Origin of the sequence: Dysgonomonas sp. (genome assembly GCF_035323175.1) — a bacterium.
Lineage (GTDB): Bacteria > Bacteroidota > Bacteroidia > Bacteroidales > Dysgonomonadaceae > Dysgonomonas.
In genome coordinates, this window is sequence record NZ_DAOKYH010000003.1 from 88,184 (window position 1) to 111,946 (window position 23,763).

Below are 23,763 nucleotides of genomic sequence, written 5' to 3' on the forward strand. Positions count from 1 at the left end.
CATCGAACAAATGGCCTTGTTTGTCGAACTTGCTTGTATTTTCTTCGTAAAGATTATAATATTATTGTCTTAATTCACATAAGACCAATAATATGAATTCTAGAAAAATCTTTATTTTATTTTTTACAACATGTTGCATGCTTCTAATAGCGTGTAGTAACGACAATGATCCTGTTAATGAGGATGATGATGAAGAAATCCTTATTGATGAAGACTTCGCCACCAACACAAAGGATACAACCTTTGTGGATGCCGTAACTATTGCCTATACCGACAACATTGTAACGATTACAAACCCTTACGAGAATGAAGGGGTAAGCATAACCCAATCGAACGGAAATGTGGTGGTAACATCTACAAATACAACCACAGAAATCAACTATGTACTTTCGGGAACGATAAATAGTGGTTCTTTCAAAATTTATAGCGATTACAAGTTCGGGTTGGGACTCAATGGAGTCAGTATAATAAGCACAGACGGCCCTGCGCTGAACGTACAATCGGGTAAAAAAGTGACCGTAATGCTAGTGGGAGGAACGTCTAACCGACTGGTAGACAGCAGCACTTACACAGCCTACAACGACGAAGACATGAAAGGCGCTTTCTTTAGCGAGGGACAGCTCAATTTTCAGGGAAATGGAAACCTACTTGTTATAGGACGATACAAGCACGCAATCAGCAGTGACGACTACATCCGTATAAAAGGAGGTAACATCACCATATCCGGCGCAGTAAGTGACGGTATCCACGCCAAAGATTATTTCAGAATGGATGGAGGTACACTCAACATCAAAGCCTCGAGCGATGGTATAGACTGCGACGAAGGCTACATCAAAATTTATGATGGAAATATCACTATAAAAAGCGACGACGATGCCATTGTAGCTTCTTACGAAGACACAGATACATCGATAGACTCGTCTATAGCCATCAGTGGAGGCACTATAAATATCACTACCACAGGACAGAAAGCAGCAGGCATAAAAAGTGACATCGGTACAATCGGCGTCACAGGAGGTACAATAAACATCAGCACTTCGGGGCTTGCGGCAAAAGCTTTTAATGCCGGAGGCAATATGACCATCGGAGGCGGTGAGCTTACACTGGCAACAACAGGCAGTGCGTATTACGATACCGACGACAAAGACATATCATCTGCGGCGGGCATAAAATGCGATGGCGCCCTCACAATAGATAAAGGTGTAATAAATATAACAGCCTCCGGCGCAGGGGGAAAAGGCATCAGTGTAGATGGAGACCTCATCATCAACGATGGAACTATAAATGTATCTACTACCGGGGATCTATTCAAATACGGCTCGGACGATACGGCAGCCAAAGCCATAAAAAGCGACGGCAATGTTACCGTAAACGGTGGTTCTATAATCATCAAAACAACCAAAGAAGAAGCCGAGGGATTGGAAAGCAAGAAAATTCTGACAATCAATAATGGTACAATCGAAATTGAAGCCTATGACGATTGTATCAATGCCTCCAATCACATAGCCATCAACGGAGGAAACATATATTGTTACAGCACCTCAAATGATGGTATAGACTCGAACGGAACAATGACTATAACTGGTGGCACCATCATATCCTCGGGGACAACTGCACCGGAAGAAGGCTTCGACTGCGACAACAATACGTTCAAAATCACAGGTGGTATTCTTGTTGGTACGGGTGGAGCAACCAGTACTCCTACGTCAGGTGTAAGTACTCAGCGATCTGTTATTTACGGAACAACGGGGACTTCGGGCGATCTGATACATATAGAGGCGTCCGATGGTACGGGAATATTAACTTACAAAGTACCTAGAACATACAACCAAATGACATTATTATTCAGCTCTCCCGATATGAAGTCGGATGTAACGTATACGGTTTACAAAGGGGGCAGTGTGTCAGGCGGCAGCAATTTCCACGGACTGTATTCATCGGCAACATATTCAAAAGGAACGACAGCTATAACTTTCACACCAAGTTCGATGGTTACCAGCATCGGAACCTCAACAGGAGGGAACGGAGGTCGTCCGTGATTTTACTATTGGATAAATAATCGTAAAGGCCGCTTTGTGAAAAGCAGCCTTTATTTTTTTATAAGTGAAACGATCGCCCCACTCTATAAGATCATTCTTCTCAGAAAAATATTACTTGTATATTTCGTTTTTTCCTGCCAGCAATGTATTTCTCATCAGGGAAATAATTGTCATAGGCCCTACCCCACCCGGTACAGGTGTGATAAACGATGCTTTAGCGGCTACCTCATCGAAGGCAACATCCCCTTTGAGCTTAAATCCTGATTTAGTTTCAGCAGAAGGCACACGGGTAGTACCTACATCGATCACTACAACGCCATCTTTCACCATGTCTCCTTTCAGAAACTCGGGAACGCCCAATGCAGCAATAATAATATCGGCACTTTGGCAAACTTCTTTTATATTTGGTGTGTGGCTATGGCATACGGTTACTGTGGCATCGCCCGGATAGCCTTTTTGCATCATCAGGTTCGCAACCGGTTTTCCTACAATATTGCTACGACCGAGCACTACGCAGTGTTTACCCTGAGTAGGAATATCGTATCGTTTCAGCAATTCGAGTATCCCCGCCGGTGTTGCCGACACAAAGCAGGGCAAACCGATAGACATACGCCCCACATTGATCGGATGAAATCCGTCTACATCTTTGCGGTAGTCAATCGCTTCTATTACTTTCTGTTCCGATATATGTTTTGGCAATGGTAATTGAACGATAAACCCGTCAACGTCGGCATCTTTGTTGAGCTTATCTACACAAGCCAAAAGTTCTTGTTCGCTTACGTTATCCTCGAAACGTATAAGAGACGACTTAAAGCCTACCTCTTCGCATGTACGCACTTTGCTGGCAACATAAGTTTCGCTTCCGCCGTCGTGCCCCACCAATACTGCTGCCAGATGAGGCGTTTTACCTCCTGCGGCTTTTATTTTTGCGACCTCTTCGGCTATTTCTTTTTTCATTTGAGCCGATATGGCTTTACCATCGATTAATTGCATATAAATTGCTTTAGATAAGAATTATTAAGTTGTAAAATTTACAGCCATATTTATCTATATGTAGTGGCTGGGCTTGTCCCTGCCCGACCAATAGTAGGTAACCACAAGGGCTACCCCTACAAGATACGTCAATAATTATTACTGACTACTAGATGCCACAAAGATATAAAAATAGGAGCAAATAGCTGTTAATTGACAGAAACTTCATACTACCAAAAAGTTAATATAAATATGTCTTAGAGGCACTCTATTGAAAAATTACTTCATAAAAGATTAACAAAAAAAGGTATCCCTTTTCCTTTTTGTCGTATATTTGCTTCATGAAAAGAAATAAAAAACTATTAGCACAGATTTAACGTTAGTAGTATATACAGCAGTAGAAACTAAATGATGTTCATATGAAATTTACCTCTACACATATCAGTTTATTATTTATATTTTCCATTTTATTTTTTTCATGCGAAAACAAAAAAACGGATACAGTAAACAATATAGTGTACGATTCTATTAGTGTGTCAAAGATTTACCATTTGGATAACGACTCCACTAAGCCTTCGTGTTCTATAAAAATAAATTATATCTTCCCTGCAAAATATGAAGACAGTATTATGCTCGCCAAGATACAAAAAGAGTTTAACTATGCTCTGTTTGAAGACGAGTCTTCGGAATCACTCTCGCCGGCAAATGCGGTAGATAAATATGTAACCAATTACATTGCGAACTACAAGGAGGCGGCACAAGTGCAGTTCCCCGACTGGGAAAGCTCGGAAGATAGTGAAGATTATTTTTCGTTCTATAAAACGCTAAACTCTCAAGTGATATTCGATAGAGGGGGTATCATATCGTACCAAACATCATCGATGGACTTTAAAGGTGGTGCTAATTCGTCTACATTCTACAAAAATGTGAATATAGACCTGAAGACAGGAAATGTAATTACAGAGAAAGACATATTTATCCCCGAATATAAAAAGCTGCTCAACACAATGCTTACCGATAAGATCATAGCACAGAACAATGTGAAAACAGCCGAAGACCTTCTTGAATTCGGATATTGGGGAATAGAAGACATAGCAGCCAACAATAATTTTTCGATCGACGATAAAGGAATAACTTACCTATTCAATCAGGGCGAATACTCAGCACCATCGCTGGGCACGATAAAAGTTCCGTTTACATACAGTGAGTTGTACCCGATATTAAAAGATAATTCTCCAATTTCTAGCTTCTCAGGAAAATAATGGATATAATTCTTAAATACTTCCCTAATATTACAGAAAAGCAAAAACAACAATTTGCTGCTCTATACGATCTGTATGCGGATTGGAATTCTAAAATAAATGTAATTTCACGCAAAGACATCGAAAATCTGTATACTCACCATGTACTTCACTCGTTGGGAATAGCCAAACTGATTCAGTTCAAAGACGGCTCGAAGATTATGGATGTAGGTACAGGAGGTGGCTTTCCGGGAGTACCGCTCGCCATATTGTTTCCTAAGTGTAGCTTCCTGTTGGTAGACAGCATTGGGAAGAAGATTAGGGTTGCCACAGAAGTTTCGAGCGCTATCGGATTAGAAAATATTCAATTTCGCCATTGTCGTGCCGAAGAGGTAAAAGAACAATTCGACTTTGTAGTAAGCCGCGCAGTAATGCCTCTACCCGATTTGGTGAAAATCATACGGAAAAACGTATCGAAAGAACAGCAAAATGCTCTGCCAAACGGACTGATATGTCTCAAAGGGGGAAACTTGGAAGGGGAACTAAAACCATTCAAGAAAACTGCCGAGGCTGACGACTTGTCGATGTACTTCGAAGAAGAGTACTTTAAGACAAAGAAGATCGTTTATGTGCTGATCTGAGATAAGAAAATACTTCTTATTACTAACCTTAAATTTATCGGCGATGAAAAATCTACTCGTTGTTTTTCTATGCCTCTTTTTTGTCGGATGCCAATTCAATCAGACTACAACAAGAGGTATTGACTCTGCTCCGGGAAATGAAGTGGAAATAGGCAGAAAAGCTTTACGCTTTGCAGAATCAGATCAGATTGATAGTTTATTAACCCTGTTTGACAAGAGTGCGAATGTGAGTGAAAAAGCGATTAAGCCCTTTATAAAAATATGGAAACCCACATTCAACCAGTATATTTTTCCCGACAAATCGAATATCAGAGTATCAAAGACCGTAAGTAAAAGTATCGGAGGCACACAAGAGTTTATCGCCGTAATATATCCATATACAGACGGAACAAATTCACCTACCAAAGATTTTGTAATTACATTCCTAAATGAGAAAATAGTAAAGATGGAATTGCAAGAGACCCGTGCAATTAAAATATTTTAAGCGTTTTCTGCAATATTTACACGAATGATCGTTGCCTGTCATACCGACAAAGGAAACATCTCTTCCCTATAAGAAAAAAGTATATTTTTCTTGACTTTTATATTGTAGTGTAAAATTTTTATCTACCTTTGTACTGTAATAAATATAATTACAGAATGAACGATCGCAGATTTGTCATATCAATGCATATATTAGTATTACTCTCCAAGTTTCCGGACGAGCTGCTCTCTTCCGATTTTTTAGCGGGGAGTATGAATATCAATCCTGTATTGGTAAGGAAAGAGCTATCAAACCTTCGCAAGCATAATATTGTTATAAGTAAGGAGGGTAAAAACGGAGGGTGTATGCTTGCCAGACCTGCCAACGAAATATTCATCTCGGACGTATATAAGATTGTAAGCACACATTCCATTCTGGGCAACGAACTGGCATCGCCCAACCCGAAGTGCCCTGTTGGCAAACAAATAAATGAGCATTTGTACGACCTGAATAAAGAAGCTGAAGATATAATGATAAGCCGATTGGCTAACCAAACGTTAGCTGATTTCAGTAATAGATTTGAATAAAAAAATTTAAACATAACTGTAACACGGAAACATACAGTATAAAAGAAATTAATTAATCAATAAAAAAGAAAGTCATGAAGAAAATAGCATTAATAGGAGCCACAGGCTTCGTAGGTTCACACTTGTTGACAGAGTTAGTAAACAGAGGTTATGAAGTAACAGCATTTGCACGCTCTACAGATAAAATTCCGGTAAAAAACGGAAACCCTAAGACAGTTGCTTTAGATGTTACAAATACGAAAGCATTGGTAGAGGCTCTTAAAGGCAACGATCTTGTGCTAAGCGCATTTAATCCCGGATGGACTAACCCGAATATATACGACGATTTTATTAAAGGATCGGAAGCAATACAGAAAGCTGTAAAAGAAGCAGGTGTAAAACGTTATATCACAATCGGAGGAGCAGGCAGCCTCTACATAGACGGCAAACAACTTGTAGACGGTGAAGGTTTTCCCGAAGAAATAAAACCTGGAGCTACCGCAGCAAGAGACTATCTGAATATCTTGAAAAAAGAAACTGAACTGGATTGGACAATGTTTTCGCCTGCCATCAATATGCACCAAGGCATCAAAACAGGACGGACAGGCAAGTATCGATTGGGAACAGACGAACCTGTATTCGACAAAGACGGAGAATCTATCCTGTCTGTTGAGGATCTGTCTGTAGCTATTGTTGACGAAATTGAGAACCACAAATTTTCCCGCCAACGCTTTACCGCAGCATATTAATCCTATATAATTTCATTATCCTGAGCGTACTGAGGACTCTCTCGCTAAAGAGACATTCCTTTTCGTTCAGGATAATTTTTGTTTATTATCTTTTTCCAGATCAATAAGCTTCCGCTTGCGCCACAATCCTCCCGCATAGCCAGTCAACGACCCGTCGGAACCTACAACCCGATGACAAGGAATGATAATTGCAATTTTATTCATCCCGTTTGCATTAGCCACAGCCCTTACTGACGATGGCTTACCTAGGACTTCCGCCTGTCTGAGATAAGAAGAAGTAGTGCCATAGGGAATTTCAACAAGTGCTTGCCATACTTGTTTCTGAAAATCTGTGCCGGATATATCCAACGGAACTTTAAATTCCTTCAGTCTCCCTTCAAAGTAGGCGTCCAATTCTTCTTTCAGTTGTTTGAAATATTTGTTCTGCCCCTGTACAATATTAGCATTATGATACTTGGCTAATTGTTTCAGTTCAGTTTCCAATCCCTTCCGATCCGAAAACTCGAGTAAACAGACTCCTTTATCCGTAGCACAAACTACCATTGTTCCCAAATCTGTTTCTATACGAGTGAAGTCTATGACGTGCTTTTCTTTGCTATTTTTGGGAGATACACCAAACACCTTCTTAAACGAATCGTTGAAGCCACTGAGAGACTCATAGCCCGAATCGAAAGCAATATCGGTGACAGATGTGCCGGTCTGCAATTTTTTGAATGCAGTATTTATCCTGTACATACGTTGATAGGCATGAAAAGTGATACCATGATTCTTGAGAAACCAACGACGAATCTTACTTGGCTCTATATCCAACTTCAACAGGTCGTAATCTTTGAGCTTCAAAGATGGGTCTTCGTCCAAAAGCCTTAATACATGGTCTACATATTCTGGAGTGCTACCTGCTTTCTCCATCGGATGACAAACTTTACAGGCTCTGTAACCTTTGAGTATGGCGTCTTTTGCAGAAGCGAAGAACTCTACATTCTCCCTTTTTGGCTTGCGGGCAGTGCATGTAGGACGACAAAATATACCTGTCGTCTTTATTCCCGCAAAGAATGTTCCTTCGAATGAAGGGTCTTTGGCGACCAATGCCTCATAAAATATATCGTCTTTTTTCATATCCTATTTTTATAGCAAAGCTAATAATAGATATATTTCTTTACAACCGATAAATTTACATGTATTTTTAATTAAAACCTTACCGATTCAAATACTTTGAAATTGTTTCCATATCGAAGTTAGTCTTCAAAAAAATCGGTTGCAATGATACCATCACAACCGATTCTCTGATATAATTATTGATTATTGTCCAAAACCAAAATGTCCGTGCATTCCGTGCATACCATGCATACGACATTCGAAAGCTTTTTTCTTTTCGTCAACAAATGCTTGTTTTTCATCGCTCGACATACTCATCCATTTTTCACAACGGGAGTCTATTGCCTCAACAGAGAAATGGTCTTCGTGATTATCAAGACCTTCCATACGCTTGTTCATAAGCTCCAACTTTTCACTATCTGTCATTTTAGACCATGATTCTTTAAATTCTTTTCTTGCATCTTTATCGAAAGGGTTTCCACCAAAGAACCCCATTCCAAAACCTCTTGTTCTCATAATTTATTCAGTTTTACATTTTACAATCTATTTATTAAGAGCGCTCTATTTATATAGACTACTGAGGCTTAAAAATATTTTAAGAAATTATTCCTTTTAAACAAAATTCACATTACGCATTTATCTAATGCTTATAGAACATTCTTTTTTTTAGGTATAAGGGCGTACAACCAGACAGCTATTAATACAATAATCGCTGCCATTGCATACAAAATAATACCAAAAGAATATACTACACCTTCATAAAAGGGATAAGGATAAGCTCTAAAAGACAGCACTTAATTACAATTGATTTAAACAAATGAATATAAACATTTTACACCTAAACCATTTGTCATAACATCTAATTTCAGGAATGACGATAATAAATTAGTTAACAACTTGTAAACTTCCTATCAAACTGATAAAAAGTCAAGCCTACAATATTAGTTCTGAGTAAAAACTGGTAACTTTGCGAGAGCAATGACTATACATTGTAGAATCTTTTTTAACAGACAGTTACTAATATATATATGGAAGTAAAAATATTTGAATTTAACCCCATCAGTGAGAATACATATATTGCATATGATGAAACAAAAGAGTGCGTTATCATTGATCCGGGTTGTTTTTTTCAAGATGAGAAAGAGCTTTTGCTGAACTTCATCTTAGACAATGAGTTAGTTGTAAAACATCTACTAAATACACACTTACACTTCGATCACGTATTCGGAAATAATTTTATTTACGAACAATTCAAACTGGAAACAATGGCCAACAAGGGTGATGAGTTCTTACTCGAACAACTCCCTACCCAATTACAAATGTTTGGCTTCACAAATGAAGACACGAGAATACCCAAGGTGGGAAAATATCTGAACGAAAATGATGTTGTAACCTTTGGCAATCAAAGGCTGATAGTAATGCAAATACCGGGACACTCGCCGGGCAGCATTGTTTTCTACAATCAGGAAGCCGGTTGTGTTTTTGTAGGCGATGTATTGTTCAGAGGTAGTGTAGGACGTACCGACCTGGCGGGAGGCAACCACAAACAACTGATAGACGGCATAAAAGAGAAATTGATGAAACTACCACCCGACACAGTGGTATATTCGGGTCACGGGCCGTTGACCACAATCAGAGAAGAAGCTAGAAACAATTTTTATTTACAATAAAACGATACTTAGAATCCATGGAGACCCAAAAATTTCAACACCGCCACATCGGCATCAATGCAGAAGATGAAAAAAAAATGTTGTCTAAAATCGGCGTCAATTCGCTGGATGAACTGATAGATCAAACCATCCCTGCAAATATAAGATTGCAGAACGGTCTTAATCTGCCGGAAGCATTAAGCGAACACGAATATGCTGAGGAAATGGCTCTGATGGCGTCGAAGAATCGTATTTGCGCATCGTACATCGGCATGGGATGGTACGATACCGTATGCCCTGCCCCTATCTTCCGTAACGTATTCGAAAACCCGGTATGGTACACTTCATATACTCCATATCAGGCGGAGATTTCGCAGGGAAGACTCGAAGCGTTGATGAACTTCCAGACCACTGTAAGCGATCTTACCGGATTGCCTCTTTCTAACTGTTCGCTACTTGACGAAGCCACAGCCGGAGCTGAGTCTGCCACAATGATGTTTAATCTCCGCACACGCGACCAGATAAAGAATAATGTAAATAAACTTTTTGTTGATAAAAATATATTCCCGCAAACCTTGGCTGTGATTAGCACACGCATGGAACCACAGGGCATTGAGGTGGTAGTTGGTGATTATAATACGGTCGATCTTTCAGACGGATTTTTTGGTGCAATTATCCAATATCCTAACTCAAACGGGAATATTGTAGATTACAAAGCATTTGCCGAAAAGGCACACAGCATCGACTGCAAGGTATCTGTAGCTACAGACCTGATGGCACTTACGCTGCTTGTTCCTCCGGGAGAATGGGGTGCAGATATTGCATTCGGCAGCAGCCAGCGTTTTGGTATTCCTATGTTTTACGGAGGTCCTTCGGCAGGGTTCTTTGCAACAAAGGAGGAGTTTAAGCGCAATGTTCCGGGACGTATCATCGGCGTATCGAAAGATGCCTATGGCAAACCGGCCTATCGCATGGCTCTACAAACTCGTGAACAACATATCAAACGTGAAAAAGCGACATCCAATATCTGTACAGCACAAGCACTGTTGGCCACAATGGCAGGATTCTATGCTGTATATCACGGACCAAAAGGCTTAAAGAACATAGCTACTCAGATACATTCGGCTACAGCACTTATTGCAGACGAGCTGAAAGAACTGGGATATACAATACTGAACGAACAATATTTCGACACACTCAAAATAGGCTTACCGAGCGGAGTATCGCAATATACTGTTCGTGAGTTTGCCGAGATGCGTGACATCAACCTGCGCTATTACGAAGCAGGAGAAGTAGGTATCAGCATAGACGAAACAATAACAGAGTACAAGGCTCACGAATTACTTGCCGTATTCTCTATGGCAGCAGGACGTATGGAAGTGTTTATGATAGACGATCTTCCTAAAAAAATAACAATAAATGATCAGTTCCTTCGTAAGAGCGAATTCCTTCAACATGAGGTTTTCAACTCTTATCATACCGAAACAGAATTGATGCGTTACATCAAACGCCTCGATAGAAAAGATATTTCTTTGGCTCATTCGATGATCTCTCTGGGGTCGTGTACAATGAAGCTGAATGCAGCCTCTGAACTTCTCCCTCTTTCGTTGGGCGGATTTCAAAACATTCACCCTCTAGCTCCTAAGTCGCAGACTCAGGGATACAACGAATTGATAGAAGAACTCGGCGAATATCTGAAAGAAATCACAGGTTTTGCAGGCGTAAGCTTCCAGCCTAATTCGGGTGCAGCAGGAGAATATGCAGGATTGATGACAATCCGCAAATATCTGGAAAGCATCGGACAAGGGCATCGTAATATTATTCTTATCCCGGCATCGGCGCACGGTACAAACCCGGCATCAGCAATTCAGGCAGGATACGAAACCGTAACGATAGAGTGCGATAGCCACGGAAATATAGCAGTAGAAGACCTGCAAGCAAAGGCTGATCAACATAAAGATCATCTGGCGGGTTGTATGATCACATATCCGTCTACTCATGGTATCTTCGAAAAAGAGATCAGAGAGATGTGCAAGATTGTACACGAAAAAGGCGGACAGGTGTATATGGACGGAGCGAATATGAATGCACAGGTAGGACTTACCAATCCGGGCTTTATCGGAGCCGATGTTTGTCACCTGAACCTGCATAAAACATTTGCCATTCCTCACGGTGGAGGCGGCCCGGGCGAAGGCCCTATCTGCGTTGCAGAACACCTTATACCATTCCTTCCTCATCATCCCGAAGTGGATGGCAGCACCGTTAATACGGTAGCATCTGCACCATACGGAAGCGCAGGAATATTACCTATTACCTACGGCTATATCCGCATGATGGGTGGAGAAGGTTTGACGCATGCCACAAAAATTGCTATATTGAATGCCAATTATCTGGCAGAATGCCTAAAAGATACGTATGGAATAGTGTACAGAGGTACAACAGGCAGAGTAGGCCACGAGCTTATCCTTGAATGCCGCAAATTGAAGGAAACATCAGGTATTACAGAATCGGATATCGCAAAACGATTGATGGATTATGGTTACCATGCTCCTACTCTTTCGTTCCCTGTGCATGGCACATTGATGATAGAGCCTACCGAAAGTGAAAGCTTATCGGAGCTAAACCGTTTTGTGGATACAATGAACCAGATATGGGAAGAAATCAAGGAGGTAGAAAACGGAACATACTCGAAAGAAGACAATGTTCTTGTGAATGCACCTCACCCCGAATATGAAGTATGTGCCGACGAATGGAAACATGCTTATCCACGTTCTAAAGCTGCTTATCCGCTCGAATTTGTAAAACAAAACAAATTCTGGATCAACGTGGCACGCGTAGACAATGCGTATGGTGATAGAAATCTGGTGACATGTCTTTGCGACATGGGATAAAAGATATTTGAAATACTTTTTGTAGTTGCTGCATAGGCAAAGAAGATAATGTATTTATCAGCGACGAAGAGTCTGTATAAATTTTAACAGACTCTAAAAAGTATTATTATTTTAAACTTTATAAATAAACATCTGTTTTATAACAGAGTACTAAACTTAGAACTATGAATGCTAAAATTTTTGTAATCTCTTTTATATTGATGCTTAGTGCCGGTTTTACACTAAATGCACAAGATAAGAAAGGTTTGAAGAGTGACAAAGAAACAGTAGTTTTCACGGTGTCGATGACTTGCGAAAACTGCCAGAAGCGTATCGAAAAGAATATTGCTTTTGAAAAAGGTGTAACCGATATGAAGGTAAACCTTGATGACAAAACGGTGACTATCGAATTTAAAAATAGCCAAACCACTGTTGATAAACTGAAGGCAGCTATCGAGAAGCTGGGATATGAAGTAGCAGTAAAGACGGATAAGAAAATAGAAGCGAAAAAATGAAAAAGTTATTAATAGCCATTGCAGTAGTGGGACTAATGTACAGTTGTGGAGGCAGCTCCCCAAAACCACAGGAAGAGCCTAAAGCTGACAGTACGCTGATAGCTGATACACACAATGCAAGAACCTCGTTAGACTATATGGGCTCATACACAGGTAAACTTCCTACTGCCAGCGGAGAAGGCATGAATATCACTATAGAACTGGGTGACAGCACCTTCGTTAAGAAGACTCAATATGTCGGAAAGAAAGAAACTTTTGAAGAAAAAGGCAAGTATAGCTGGAATAATGAAGGCAATACTGTAATCTTGGAAGGAATAAAGGATGCTCCGAGCAAATATTTTGTTGGTGAAAATACCTTGACCCAATTGGATATGGAGGGTAAAAAAATAACAGGAGACATGGCAGAGCTGTATGTACTGAAAAAACAATAATGTAAATATAAAATCAAATTATAAAAAAGAGACGTCTCTCGTTAGAGACGTCTCCTTTTTTTTCAAGCGATTATCGCTATCTTATTATCAGATAGGGAATGGTATTATATTTCCATTTCCTTCTGGATAAACGTCATTTCTTTGATAATCAATCCCTTTTTGGGGTTGTACGCTAAAATATTTGGAAAAAGAATATACGATATTTGAATTATTCTTATCTACTAAGTCAAAAGAAACTCTTACAGTTACATTTTTACAAGTGTAAATTCCATACTCATAGCTAGCGGTTTCTGCTTTCATTATTTTAGATTTAAAACTATAAGAGTTATTCATTGTTTTATAATATTCGATATTGTTAATCAAAGCAGCAGGTTCAACAGATGTTACTCCCCAAGTAGAAACAACAGAGGATGTCATAGCTAAATCAAATTTTGTATTCTTTATATCAAATTTAGATGCTATTTCCGGATTTAAGACTATTTTAGGAGTATTCAATACGTATTTATATTGACAATAATAACTAATAGGCAGCCATGTAGTCGCAGTATACATATTAACAGTAACAACAGGTGTTTCTTGCAGATTCCAAACTCCTAAATTTTTATTATATAGCGGCATATCATTTACATTAGATGTGCTACCAGGTACAGGAAGAGCAGATATAGCTCCCCAACCGACTAACGGAGTTTCTCCTTCTAAGGAGATCTTTGTTGTAGAATTTATAGATAAGTCTACTTTTGTTATGGACTCTTGGCTTTTTCCTCCGATCAAAGAATTAACAAATCCACCAATAGCGTCACCTATAGCTGAGCCACCGCCAGATAAAATTGCAGCAATACCTTTTTCAGCACCAGCTTGTAAGCCTGTAGAGATCCACTTAGATGCATTACTCTTAATATTATTCCATAGTCCTTTAGAAAAAGAGTCATTCTTCTTGATACCTTCATCTAATTTTTTACCTACTTGCTCCGGTAATGCTTTATCATCAATTATCATTGAGGATACAGAAGCTGATTTATTAAACATGTCACTCAAGCTCAAATTGAGTCCAGAAGAATTAGGAGCGGTTGTTTTCAATGTACCTGTTATTGAGCCTGTAGTTGTAGCATTACCAGTAAGTGTTATTTTATTAACACCCCAGCCTTTAATATAAAAATTATGTCCGCTATTTTGCGTAATACTTGGATCATATGCACACTCTAGTTCTATTCCATACCAATTATTATCTTTATAACCTATCCCTGAATAATTAGTACCAGTGAAAGTCCCTTTGGGTGTAATAATTTGAGATGGTCCCTGAACAAGTAAACTTTGACCTGTAGCAAAACCAGTTGTAAAATTAAATAAACTAGTCGGCTTATCTGTTGCAATACCCCAGAAGGAAGCAGTAGTCCCATATCCCGACCCATTTGATATTTCATATAGAAAAAATCTTAAAATGCCCGTATATTTATTATATATAGCAAAGTATTTAGAAGAAGTGTTTAAATGCAAATTACTATAAACCAACTCCCATCCTTTTTCTCTTGAATAATACCTTTTACTATATGTTACATCTTCGGCATTGGCATCCAGCCAGTTTGAAGGTATCCCAATATTTTGGGTGCTACCTTTTGTCCAAGGCAGAGTTAATGTTATCGGAGTTGAAGTGTAGGGATTTTTTGTTTGTATGCTATTGACTCTATCCCACTCAAAATATCCATCAAAAGAAGATTTTAGTACAGGTGAGATTTTTAAACTCTCACTTGAATAATCATCAATTTGATCAGAGCAGCTACTGAAACTTGCAGCGATAAACAAAACAATAAAAAATAACGAATAAATCTTAATACGCTTTTTCATGGCTTAATAATTTACGGGTTAATACTATTATACATAAGATTATTTAAAAGAAATACCCCCTGAAATTATCAGGAGGTATTTTTTAGACATTAGTACTTTTTATCATCTCCACATTCGAGGATGAGATAATTGATTATTTTTTATCCCACCATATACGACCAAATTCACTAGCTGGATCTCCAAAGTCAGGATCAGCCATCATTGTTTCCAATTTTTCTTTTTGGTTTGCATAGTTAGGAGTTCCTTCCAAAGGTATAGCAAAACGATATCTTCTCGGAGGTGTCTGTTTAACATTATCTACTGTACATTCTTCTAAAGCTAATATTGAAGAGTTTGTAGAAGGATATCCAGTACGTTTCCATAAAGCCCAACCTTCGTTTGAATTTTTAAAGTCTTCAATATATGTTTGTACATATATTTGTTCTTTTCCTTTTGCAGGATTCCACTTGATATCAGGTTGATTCATGAATGTAGAAATCTCATCATCAGTCATCGCTGTGTAATCATGTATCTCACAGTAGTTACCTACATAGTTCCACAGTCTCAAAGAACCTTCAACTCCGGCAGTATACCATTGCTCTGCAGTTTTAGAGCTAGCAACACCCTCTAACACAAACTCTGCAGCCATAAAGCTGAAATCTGCCTGAGTGATATTAGGAAACCAAGTTCCTCCATTTCCTCCATCATATGATCCTGAGAAAAGTCTAGTTTGAGGACGATTCACTGCTTGCATATTTATGGCTCTATTAGATGGGTCAAGAGTTTTACGATCAAACTTAATTTTCTCGTAATCGCTAGTACTTACTAAATCATAGTTCGCAGTTCCTCCCAACCATCTTTGCCCTATCAATTCAGCCGATATTTTGTTATCTGGATTTTGTGTATTGTACTCTGCAACATATTCAGGGGTCAAATTATTTATTCTAAAGAACATGCGTCTACGTGGATCATTATACTTATTCAAATAATTCATCATACCATTTGAAGCACGGATAAGGTCTTCAACAGCTTGATAATCTCCATTATCTGAGTATTTCATCTCTAACCAGAAAACAAACGAATCTGTATATGATGTAGGAAGCTCTGCATCTGGACTAGCTAATACCTCTGTTGCAATAGCTTTTGCTTTAGCTAGATCTCTTTTCATTAAACGATTAGCAATACGCAAACGAAGAGCGTTCGCAGTTTTAATCCATTTAGTCACATCACCTCTAAACGCTAAGTCATAGTTAGCAAAAGACACCTGATCTTGATTTGATTTAAACTTTGCTATCGCAGCTTTCAGCTCTGCATCCCAAATATCATATAATTCTTTTTGGGTTTCGAATTTAGGCTCTTCAATATTACTTCCACTTCTAAATCCCCATCCTTCAGTATATGCTAAAGACCCATGGAAATCTGAAGTAATAATCCCTTGATATATAAGAGTCACACGGGCTGCTTCTATTACATTAGAATATTGAGCTGCTTTATCCGGCATATTTTTGTTCACATAATATTCCAAGTGACGAGCATAAGAACCTGTATTCAACCAACACAATCTATAACGTTGTTCTCCAATATTGGAATTGAAAATAGTGTAAGTTGTACGTGTATTTCCTATAATACGTACCCCATACTGCATCCATCTCATTTGTGCAGCATAGTAATCATAATACCATTCCCAAGAACTAGATTTTGTGCTTACTTGTACATTGTATAAGAATCTTTCGGGTTCAACGTCTTTTGTTGTTTCCACATTTGTATTTGTTTCAAGGAAACCATCTGTACAACTGCTAAAGAGTACAAGTCCTGAAATCAATAATACAAAAAACGGTTTAATATATTTATTCATAATTGTCATTTTTTATCATTAAAAACCAATATTAAGCTTAAACCCTAGGCTTCTTGTAAGAGGAGAACCACCTAGTTCTACAAACTGAGTACTGCGGTTTGTAGACGTTACATCCGGATTAATATTGTCAGGTAAACTATTATAGATGTAGCCTAAGTTACGTCCGACTAAGCTAAATGCTGCATTTTTTACATAAACTTTTTGCAACCATTTTCTTGGAATATCCCAACTAATGGATATTTCACGTACTGCTACATAAGAACATTCGAAACGAGAAGCTTCACGTATTCCAGTTCCCCAGCTATAAAGATTATCGTAGTATTGATGTGCAGCAATCGGTCCGACTAATCCTTTCTCGTAAGCTTCACGGTAAGACATGCCACCGACATCTTGTCCATTTTTAGTAATACCTGCAGCAAAAACTCCATCAGGAATCATTCCATCATATACTGTACGTCCATCAGCCAATTTGCGAGCCAAACCTCCGTATTCTTCACTACGTCCGTTCAAAGAAGAAGCGATAGCTCCAGAAGCCATACCATAGTTATAAGTAGCTGAAAGAATATCACCACCATAACGTGCATCAAGTAATACATTCAATACAATACTCTTATATTGAACTGTAGTACTAAAGCTTGCTAAGAACTTAGGTTGTAAAGATCCTATTTTTGTACGTACGCCAGCTCTCTGCCATGCTCCACTCTCATTTAAAACCTTCTCTCCCTTATCATTACGTTTAAATGCATAATCTGTATATATATCACCATAAGATCCACCTACACTCGCATAAGCATGAGCATCCATACCATTATATTCAATTGGGAAAATAGGTACATTAGGAGCTAATTCAACTATTTTATTTTTATTTCTGGTAAAGGTAGCAGTCATATCCCATTTTAGATCTTTTGACTCTATTGGTGTTGCACTCAATGCGATTTCAAAACCAGAGTTTTGAATATTACCGGCATTGATAAGCTTATCAGTCATACCTGTTTCTAGTGCTGTATTAATTGGTAAAATCTGATTCTTTGTATTCGTTTTATACCAAGTAATATCAATTCCAAAACGGTTATTTATAAATTTGATATCTGCACCTAATTCTATAGAGTGTTGTTTTTCCGGTTTCAAATCAGGATTTGGAAGAACATTTGTATCAAACACATAGTATGGATTATTAATCTTAGTACCACCTAAAGTATATACAGGATAACCTTCGTTTATCATATAATAACCTTTGCTTGTTGCATAAGGATCTGTATCATTACCCACAATAGCATAAGAAGCTCTTAATTTTGCAAACGACACTGCTGTTGGCAGAATACCTTTAAGAGACTCTGTAGCCAACCAAGAAGCACTTACCGATGGATAAAAATATGATACGTTTCCAGATCCGTCAGGATACATAAGAGCTGAAGACCAGTCATTACGTCCTGTAATATCAAGATACACCTGATTTTTCCAGTCCATATTTACAAAACCGTACACACTATTAATCCTTTTTCTATTATAGTTTGATCTTGATGATTGGGTTGCAGGATTTACAGTGTTCGTAATATCAAATTTTCCTGGCACACGCAAACCTCCATTTGTCACACCTTTAGAATAAGAACCTCTGGTATCCCATTGTTCTACAGCTGCAGATCCGTTGAATCCAAAATCACCGAAATTCTTAGTAGCCGATAACATTGCAGTCAATGAGTACTGATCTTTTCTGTTTTGATTTAGTCTATACTCAGCACCTTCGTAATTTTTACTACCCAAAGCTAATATCTTATTTTCTCTGGTAGTTAATAACTTGTTAAAATCTCCGGATAGCTTTGCCGTTAACCAACTTGTTATTTTAAAGTCAAATTTTAAATTTCCTCTTATATTATCTTCTTTCTGACGATATTCGTTTTCAAGCATATCCCATAGATAACCATTATATCCGTAAGGGTCTGTAGAATTGTATCCGTCACCCTTCGAGTTGCGATAATTTTGAAGCCAATATTTTGTATCAAAATCGCGGTTTACTCTGTACATAAAGTCATATAGAGGAGACTTATTACCTCCCTGATAAGTAGGGTTTTTAGTATCTGATTGAACCCAAGATACACCTCCTTCAGCTTTTACATATTTACTAATCTCTCTGCTAGCATTTATACTAAAACTGTTTCTCTTGTAGTTATTATTGAAAGTAATACCTTCAGAAGCTAGATGAGAATACGATGTACGGAAAGAACTTTTAGCATCTCCCCCTTGTATAGCGACGTTAGTATTAGAATAGTTACCGGTCTGATACATTTGCTTCACGTTATTTGGACGTGCTGTATACAAAGTCTCATATCCTTCATGTGTATAAGGGAGATTATCATACTTTGGACCAAAGTTCATGCCATTATCATTAGCTGTACGATCTTCTGAGCCATCAGACTTCAAACCCCAAGCCGAATTAATACCCGGGCCAAAAACATTTTGGTATTTAGGAAAGCTATAAGCCTTATCCCACATCATAGATTGAGAAACGGATATACCTAAACCTTCCCCTTGCTTACCTTTTTTAGTTGTAATCAACACAACACCATTTGCGGCACGAGATCCATAAAGAGCTGTTGCGGCAGCACCTTTTAGAACCGAAACCGATTCAAAATCGTCTGAGTTTAAGTTTTTCAGGTCATTACCAAAGTCCATACCTGGCCCCCACTCTACACCATCAGTGATATCATTGTCTATAATTACTCCATCGATAACAAAAATAGGCTGATTGTTCTTACCCAAAGATGAGTTACCACGAATTAATATTCTACTTGAAGACTGTGGACCGCTAGAACCCATATTAATCTGAACCCCTGCAACTTTTCCTTGCAAAGCAGCTACCGGGCTAACAGAGTTGGTACGAGATATTTCGTCTCCTTTCAATTCTGTTACAGCATACCCTAGAGCTTTTTTATCGCGGCTCATTCCTAAAGCCGTTACAACAACCTCATCCAATTGCTGACTACTTTCCTCTAAAGTTACATTTATAACTTTTTGAGAACCTACCGACACCTCTTTCGAAGTATAACCAATAAATGAAAATACCAAAACAGAGTTAGACCCTGCTGATATTTTATAGTTCCCTTCTGTGTCGGTCAAAGTACCTGTAGTAGTACCTTTCACGGCAACACTCGCTCCAATAATAGGCTCATTGTTAGCATCTTTTACGACACCCGTAATTGTCTGAGCTTGAACAATGGTAAAAGAACAAAGTAAAATACTGCACAAAAGCAATATTCTGAATATGCCCTTACCAACTTTCCTTTCCTTTAGGTAATCATTCATAATAAAAAAAATTAAAGTTCCTCACTAATAATAAAGAAGTAATAAAATTGATTGCTCAAAAGCTCTGAGTAAGCTTCTAAATAAGCAATACAAAAAGGTTATCCGATTTTATTTAACGAAAACAATTTCACCCACATGCTGTTTTCATATTTAATAAAACTACTAGTCACAATGTCTTCTTAAGAATAAAGCTATACTACATTTGGTACAACTTTCTTAAACCACCTCTCCAATGCTTATTCCTGTATAAAAACAATACAACAGCTAATTATCAAAATAAAGCATCTTAACATTTTGAGACAATTATTTAAGATCAACTTACAAACACAAAAATAGAAGTTAAATTTCATTAAAACTGACAAGATTTCGACAAGTTGATAGCACTATATCGACTTCGTATATAGTACAAAAATTAAACAAATTTATCTAAATAAAGTTCAAACAACAAATATACACGAGATTACTAACGCATAATATATAAAGTAAGTGAACAAGCAAAAACAAAGACAATATCGACATAAGACAGAATTGTCTATTCGACGCAATATTAAGAATATATAGAAAATAGTGTAAGATAATTTAACGATAAACTCTTCACAAAGAAAATAATAACAGACCATCAAAACGATCAAAATGCATATTTTAAGCCCATAAAATTTTCACATTAACACAAAAAGCCTAACTTTGCAAATCATTTAACACGTAAATAGGCAAATTAATAAAAATGAGCTACTTAATTAAACCCAAACACTATCATGCTCTCTTAGATTTACAGCAAACAGAGATGGGCATCAAGCAGATTAAAGATTTTTTCCAACAAAATCTATCTTCCGAATTACGCTTAAGAAGGGTTACAGCTCCTTTGTTCGTTCTCAAAGGGATGGGCATCAACGATGACCTCAACGGCGTAGAAAGAGCTGTAAATTTCCCGATAAAAGACATGGGTGACGAGCGTGCCGAAATAGTTCATTCATTAGCCAAATGGAAACGATTGACCCTAGCCGACTACAATATAAATGAAGGCTTTGGCATATATACAGACATGAACGCCATCAGGGCAGACGAAGAGCTGGGCAATCTGCATTCACTATATGTAGATCAGTGGGATTGGGAAATGGTTATGTCTCCCGAAAACCGAAACTTAGAATTCTTGAAACAAATTGTAAACAGAATATATGCTGCATTGGTAAGAACAGAGTATTTAGTATATGAAATATTCCCTACTATCACTCCTATTTTGCCTTGCAACATAAAGTTCATACATGCAGAAGAGTTATTGCAAATGTATCCGGATCTCCTTGTAAAAGAGAGAGAAAACAAAATAGCAAAAGAATACGGAGCCGTATTCATCATTGGTATTGGTGGAGCACTAAGCAACGGAAAACCACACGATGGGCGAGCTCCCGACTATGACGACTGGACTACCAAATCCGAAAACGGATATAAAGGACTGAACGGAGATCTTATCGTATGGAATCCTGTTTTGGAACAAGGCATGGAGCTGTCATCGATGGGAATACGTGTAAATAGAGAAGTACTATTGGAGCAACTTGAAATATCAGGTCAGGAATCGAGAAAAGAACTTTATTTCCACAAGCGTTTGCTAAACGGAGAGCTTCCACAATCGATAGGTGGAGGAATAGGACAATCGCGACTATGTATGTTCTACCTCAGAAAAGGGCATATCGGAGAGATACAAGCCGGACTATGGCCTAAAGAAATGTGCTCTGAAGCACTAAAGCTGGGCATGCCATTAATATAGTTCTGCACAGGCATGTTTTTTAAATAAATATTTTTACTTAACTTTATAATCTGGAGGATGTTTTTTATAACGAAGAACATCCTTCGATATGTTTATAACTTACATTCAGATTATGGAGAAAAAAGTAACGATTTTTTGTACAAACACAAATACATATGAGGACTTTCCTGCAGGAAGCAATCTTATAAAAATACTGGAAGGCTTTGACGTCAAGTCAGAATCTACCATCGTAAACGCAAAAGTCAATAATAAAACCGAGCCTCTAGACTATTGCGTGTATCACAACAAAACGGTAACCTTTGTAGACCTAACAAGCCCATCGGGCATGCGGGCTTATGTACGCTCGCTTTGCTTTCTGCTGGCAAAAGCTGTTTCCGAAACTTTCCCCGAAGCTCAGCTTTATATCGAGCATCCCATATCGCTGGGTTACTTTTGCAAGATCAGTGACCGGGGTACGATCGACGAAAAAGCAATAGTGGCCATAAAGACAAAAATGCAACAATATATCGAGGCCGATATGCGCTTCGAAGCCGTTGAGGAAGAAACCGATAAGGTAGTAAAAATGTTCCGAAACAGGGGATTTGAAGACAAAGCCTTACTTCTCGAAAGTTCGGGAGAATTATACTCCAAATATTATAGGCTCAACGGATCGGTCGACTATTTTTACGGATGCCTCGTACCTTCTACAAAATATATTCACCTCTTCGGGCTCGAACTCTACAATGATGGCTTGTTGCTACGTGTACCAAACCGAAGCAACCCGATTGAACTAGAACCTGTCATTTCGCAAGATAAAATGTACAATGTATACAAAGAGCATCTCAAGTTTCTGAATATCATTGGGCTCGACAATGTGGGCGATATGAACAAAGCGAATAAGATGGGTACAATGCCTAATATCATAAAGGTATCGGAAGCCTATCAGGAGAAGAAGATAGCAAATATTGCTACCGAAATAGCTGCACGGGCAAAAGAGGGTGTCAAGGTAGCACTTATATCCGGTCCTTCATCGTCGGGAAAAACAACATTCCGAATGCGGCTGGAAGTACAGTTGATGGTAAATCTCTTAAAGCCGGTAGGACTATCGCTCGACAATTATTTTGTAGATAGGGAATTAACCCCTTTGGACGAAGATGGAGATTATGACTTCGAATCGCTATATGCGTTGGATATAGCTAAGTTTAATGAAGACCTTCAGAAATTACTGAAAGGGGAGGAAATAGATTTACCGACATTCAACTTCACAACGGGAAAACGAGAGTATAAAGGAGACAAACTCCTGCTTGAAGAAAACTCAATCCTTGTAATCGAAGGCATTCACGGACTTAACCCCGAACTGACAAGAGATATACCTGACAACCAGAAATATAAGATATATGTATCTGCCCTCACTACCATTTCGTTAGACAACCACAACTGGATACCAACGGCAGATAACCGACTATTGCGCAGACTCATACGCGACTACAAATACCGAAGCTATTCGGCAATCGACACGATTTCGCGTTGGCAGAGCGTACGCAGAGGTGAGGATAAATGGATTTTCCCATATCAGGAAAATGCTGATGTAATGTTCAATTCGGCTATGATGTACGAACTGGCAGCACTGCGCCGTCATGCAGAACCTGTATTGATGCAAGTACCCAACAGCGCACCCGAATATGCGGAAGCCCACCGGCTACTTAAATTCCTGAGATACTTCAACTACATCAACGACAAAGAATTACCTCCTACATCTTTATTGAGGGAGTTTCTTGGAGGAAGCAGCTTCAAGTATTAGGATATAAAATAAAG

The 23,763-nt window shown here is 38.5% G+C and carries 18 protein-coding genes; 12 read left to right on the top strand and 6 right to left on the bottom strand.

The annotated features are described in order from the left end of the window. Window positions 1-137: 137 nt before the first annotated feature. Window positions 138-2,039 (top strand): carbohydrate-binding domain-containing protein, encoded by a 1,902-nt coding sequence (locus PKC55_RS06080; protein WP_291124957.1) that lies wholly within the window; start codon window positions 138-140, stop codon window positions 2,037-2,039. 111 nt (window positions 2,040-2,150) lie between these two features. Here PKC55_RS06080 and folD read toward each other — a convergent pair whose 3' ends face one another. Then, on the bottom strand, window positions 2,151-3,032 hold the full coding sequence (gene folD / locus PKC55_RS06085) for a bifunctional methylenetetrahydrofolate dehydrogenase/methenyltetrahydrofolate cyclohydrolase FolD (RefSeq protein WP_291124955.1): 882 nt from the start codon (window positions 3,030-3,032) through the stop codon (window positions 2,151-2,153). A 512-nt stretch (window positions 3,033-3,544) separates the two neighbouring features. Between folD and PKC55_RS06090 the strand changes: the two genes are divergently transcribed. From PKC55_RS06090 to PKC55_RS06110, 5 genes are all read left to right on the top strand, one after another. After that, complete coding sequence (locus tag PKC55_RS06090; RefSeq protein ID WP_324372298.1) at window positions 3,545-4,273, top strand: RsiV family protein; 729 nt, start codon at window positions 3,545-3,547, stop codon at window positions 4,271-4,273. Beyond that, a complete protein-coding gene (rsmG, locus tag PKC55_RS06095) occupies window positions 4,273-4,893 on the top strand; it encodes a 16S rRNA (guanine(527)-N(7))-methyltransferase RsmG (RefSeq protein WP_291124951.1) in 621 nt (206 codons plus the stop codon). Before PKC55_RS06090 ends, rsmG begins: the two co-directional genes overlap by 1 nt. Window positions 4,894-4,936: 43 nt before the next feature. Continuing rightward, window positions 4,937-5,377, top strand: coding sequence for a hypothetical protein (locus PKC55_RS06100; protein ID WP_291124948.1), 441 nt, complete (start codon window positions 4,937-4,939; stop codon window positions 5,375-5,377). A gap of 155 nt (window positions 5,378-5,532) precedes the next feature. Next, window positions 5,533-5,943 (top strand): RrF2 family transcriptional regulator, encoded by a 411-nt coding sequence (locus PKC55_RS06105; RefSeq protein ID WP_135104609.1) that lies wholly within the window; start codon window positions 5,533-5,535, stop codon window positions 5,941-5,943. A 74-nt stretch (window positions 5,944-6,017) separates the two neighbouring features. Then, entirely contained in the window at window positions 6,018-6,671 is a 654-nt protein-coding gene (locus tag PKC55_RS06110) for an NAD(P)-dependent oxidoreductase (protein ID WP_291124945.1), read from the top strand. A gap of 66 nt (window positions 6,672-6,737) precedes the next feature. Here PKC55_RS06110 and PKC55_RS06115 read toward each other — a convergent pair whose 3' ends face one another. Beyond that, window positions 6,738-7,787 (bottom strand): bifunctional transcriptional activator/DNA repair enzyme AdaA, encoded by a 1,050-nt coding sequence (locus PKC55_RS06115; RefSeq protein ID WP_291124943.1) that lies wholly within the window; start codon window positions 7,785-7,787, stop codon window positions 6,738-6,740. A 183-nt stretch (window positions 7,788-7,970) separates the two neighbouring features. Then, entirely contained in the window at window positions 7,971-8,282 is a 312-nt protein-coding gene (locus tag PKC55_RS06120; protein WP_291124940.1) for a hypothetical protein, read from the bottom strand. Window positions 8,283-8,794: 512 nt separating this feature from the next. Between PKC55_RS06120 and PKC55_RS06125 the strand changes: the two genes are divergently transcribed. From PKC55_RS06125 to PKC55_RS06140, 4 genes are all read left to right on the top strand, one after another. Next, window positions 8,795-9,436, top strand: coding sequence for an MBL fold metallo-hydrolase (locus tag PKC55_RS06125; protein ID WP_135104605.1), 642 nt, complete (start codon window positions 8,795-8,797; stop codon window positions 9,434-9,436). A gap of 17 nt (window positions 9,437-9,453) precedes the next feature. Next, window positions 9,454-12,306 carry an aminomethyl-transferring glycine dehydrogenase gene (gcvP, locus tag PKC55_RS06130; protein ID WP_324372303.1) on the top strand — a complete coding sequence of 951 codons (2,853 nt, stop codon included), beginning with the start codon at window positions 9,454-9,456 and terminating at the stop codon, window positions 12,304-12,306. A 164-nt stretch (window positions 12,307-12,470) separates the two neighbouring features. Continuing rightward, window positions 12,471-12,800: a heavy-metal-associated domain-containing protein gene (locus tag PKC55_RS06135; protein WP_252638373.1), complete on the top strand. Its 330-nt coding sequence runs from the start codon at window positions 12,471-12,473 to the stop codon at window positions 12,798-12,800. Further along, on the top strand, window positions 12,797-13,231 hold the full coding sequence (locus tag PKC55_RS06140; protein ID WP_303887705.1) for a copper resistance protein NlpE: 435 nt from the start codon (window positions 12,797-12,799) through the stop codon (window positions 13,229-13,231). Before PKC55_RS06135 ends, PKC55_RS06140 begins: the two co-directional genes overlap by 4 nt. Before the next feature lie 87 nt (window positions 13,232-13,318). Here the strand turns inward: PKC55_RS06140 and PKC55_RS06145 are convergent, their stop codons facing one another. The 3 genes from PKC55_RS06145 to PKC55_RS06155 form a co-directional block, all read right to left on the bottom strand. Continuing rightward, window positions 13,319-15,073, bottom strand: a complete 1,755-nt coding sequence (locus PKC55_RS06145; RefSeq protein ID WP_291130217.1) for a hypothetical protein — start codon at window positions 15,071-15,073, stop codon at window positions 13,319-13,321. Between the two features lie 133 nt (window positions 15,074-15,206). After that, window positions 15,207-16,907, bottom strand: coding sequence for a SusD/RagB family nutrient-binding outer membrane lipoprotein (locus PKC55_RS06150; RefSeq protein WP_291130214.1), 1,701 nt, complete (start codon window positions 16,905-16,907; stop codon window positions 15,207-15,209). Window positions 16,908-16,925: 18 nt separating this feature from the next. After that, a complete protein-coding gene (locus PKC55_RS06155; protein ID WP_283686716.1) occupies window positions 16,926-20,207 on the bottom strand; it encodes a SusC/RagA family TonB-linked outer membrane protein in 3,282 nt (1,093 codons plus the stop codon). A 724-nt stretch (window positions 20,208-20,931) separates the two neighbouring features. Here PKC55_RS06155 and asnA point away from each other — a divergent pair. Both asnA and PKC55_RS06165 read left to right on the top strand, forming a co-directional pair. Then, entirely contained in the window at window positions 20,932-21,969 is a 1,038-nt protein-coding gene (asnA, locus tag PKC55_RS06160) for an aspartate--ammonia ligase (protein ID WP_291128899.1), read from the top strand. A 112-nt stretch (window positions 21,970-22,081) separates the two neighbouring features. Continuing rightward, window positions 22,082-23,749 (top strand): nucleoside kinase, encoded by a 1,668-nt coding sequence (locus PKC55_RS06165; RefSeq protein ID WP_291128896.1) that lies wholly within the window; start codon window positions 22,082-22,084, stop codon window positions 23,747-23,749. Window positions 23,750-23,763: the final 14 nt, after the last annotated feature.

Excerpts from the sequence above, each read along its gene's own strand:
- PKC55_RS06125 (WP_135104605.1), top strand. The coding sequence starts at position 8,795 with ATGGAAGTAAAAATATTTGAATTTAACCCCATCAGTGAGAATACATAT.
- PKC55_RS06155 (WP_283686716.1), bottom strand. The coding sequence starts at position 20,207 with ATGAATGATTACCTAAAGGAAAGGAAAGTTGGTAAGGGCATATTCAGA.
- folD (WP_291124955.1), bottom strand. The coding sequence starts at position 3,032 with ATGCAATTAATCGATGGTAAAGCCATATCGGCTCAAATGAAAAAAGAA.
- PKC55_RS06080 (WP_291124957.1), top strand. The coding sequence starts at position 138 with ATGCTTCTAATAGCGTGTAGTAACGACAATGATCCTGTTAATGAGGAT.
- PKC55_RS06110 (WP_291124945.1), top strand. The coding sequence starts at position 6,018 with ATGAAGAAAATAGCATTAATAGGAGCCACAGGCTTCGTAGGTTCACAC.
- PKC55_RS06105 (WP_135104609.1), top strand. The coding sequence starts at position 5,533 with ATGAACGATCGCAGATTTGTCATATCAATGCATATATTAGTATTACTC.
- PKC55_RS06165 (WP_291128896.1), top strand. The coding sequence starts at position 22,082 with ATGGAGAAAAAAGTAACGATTTTTTGTACAAACACAAATACATATGAG.
- PKC55_RS06115 (WP_291124943.1), bottom strand. The coding sequence starts at position 7,787 with ATGAAAAAAGACGATATATTTTATGAGGCATTGGTCGCCAAAGACCCT.
- PKC55_RS06145 (WP_291130217.1), bottom strand. The coding sequence starts at position 15,073 with ATGAAAAAGCGTATTAAGATTTATTCGTTATTTTTTATTGTTTTGTTT.
- PKC55_RS06100 (WP_291124948.1), top strand. The coding sequence starts at position 4,937 with ATGAAAAATCTACTCGTTGTTTTTCTATGCCTCTTTTTTGTCGGATGC.
- PKC55_RS06150 (WP_291130214.1), bottom strand. The coding sequence starts at position 16,907 with ATGAATAAATATATTAAACCGTTTTTTGTATTATTGATTTCAGGACTT.
- gcvP (WP_324372303.1), top strand. The coding sequence starts at position 9,454 with ATGGAGACCCAAAAATTTCAACACCGCCACATCGGCATCAATGCAGAA.
- asnA (WP_291128899.1), top strand. The coding sequence starts at position 20,932 with ATGAGCTACTTAATTAAACCCAAACACTATCATGCTCTCTTAGATTTA.
- rsmG (WP_291124951.1), top strand. The coding sequence starts at position 4,273 with ATGGATATAATTCTTAAATACTTCCCTAATATTACAGAAAAGCAAAAA.
- PKC55_RS06140 (WP_303887705.1), top strand. The coding sequence starts at position 12,797 with ATGAAAAAGTTATTAATAGCCATTGCAGTAGTGGGACTAATGTACAGT.
- PKC55_RS06120 (WP_291124940.1), bottom strand. The coding sequence starts at position 8,282 with ATGAGAACAAGAGGTTTTGGAATGGGGTTCTTTGGTGGAAACCCTTTC.
- PKC55_RS06135 (WP_252638373.1), top strand. The coding sequence starts at position 12,471 with ATGAATGCTAAAATTTTTGTAATCTCTTTTATATTGATGCTTAGTGCC.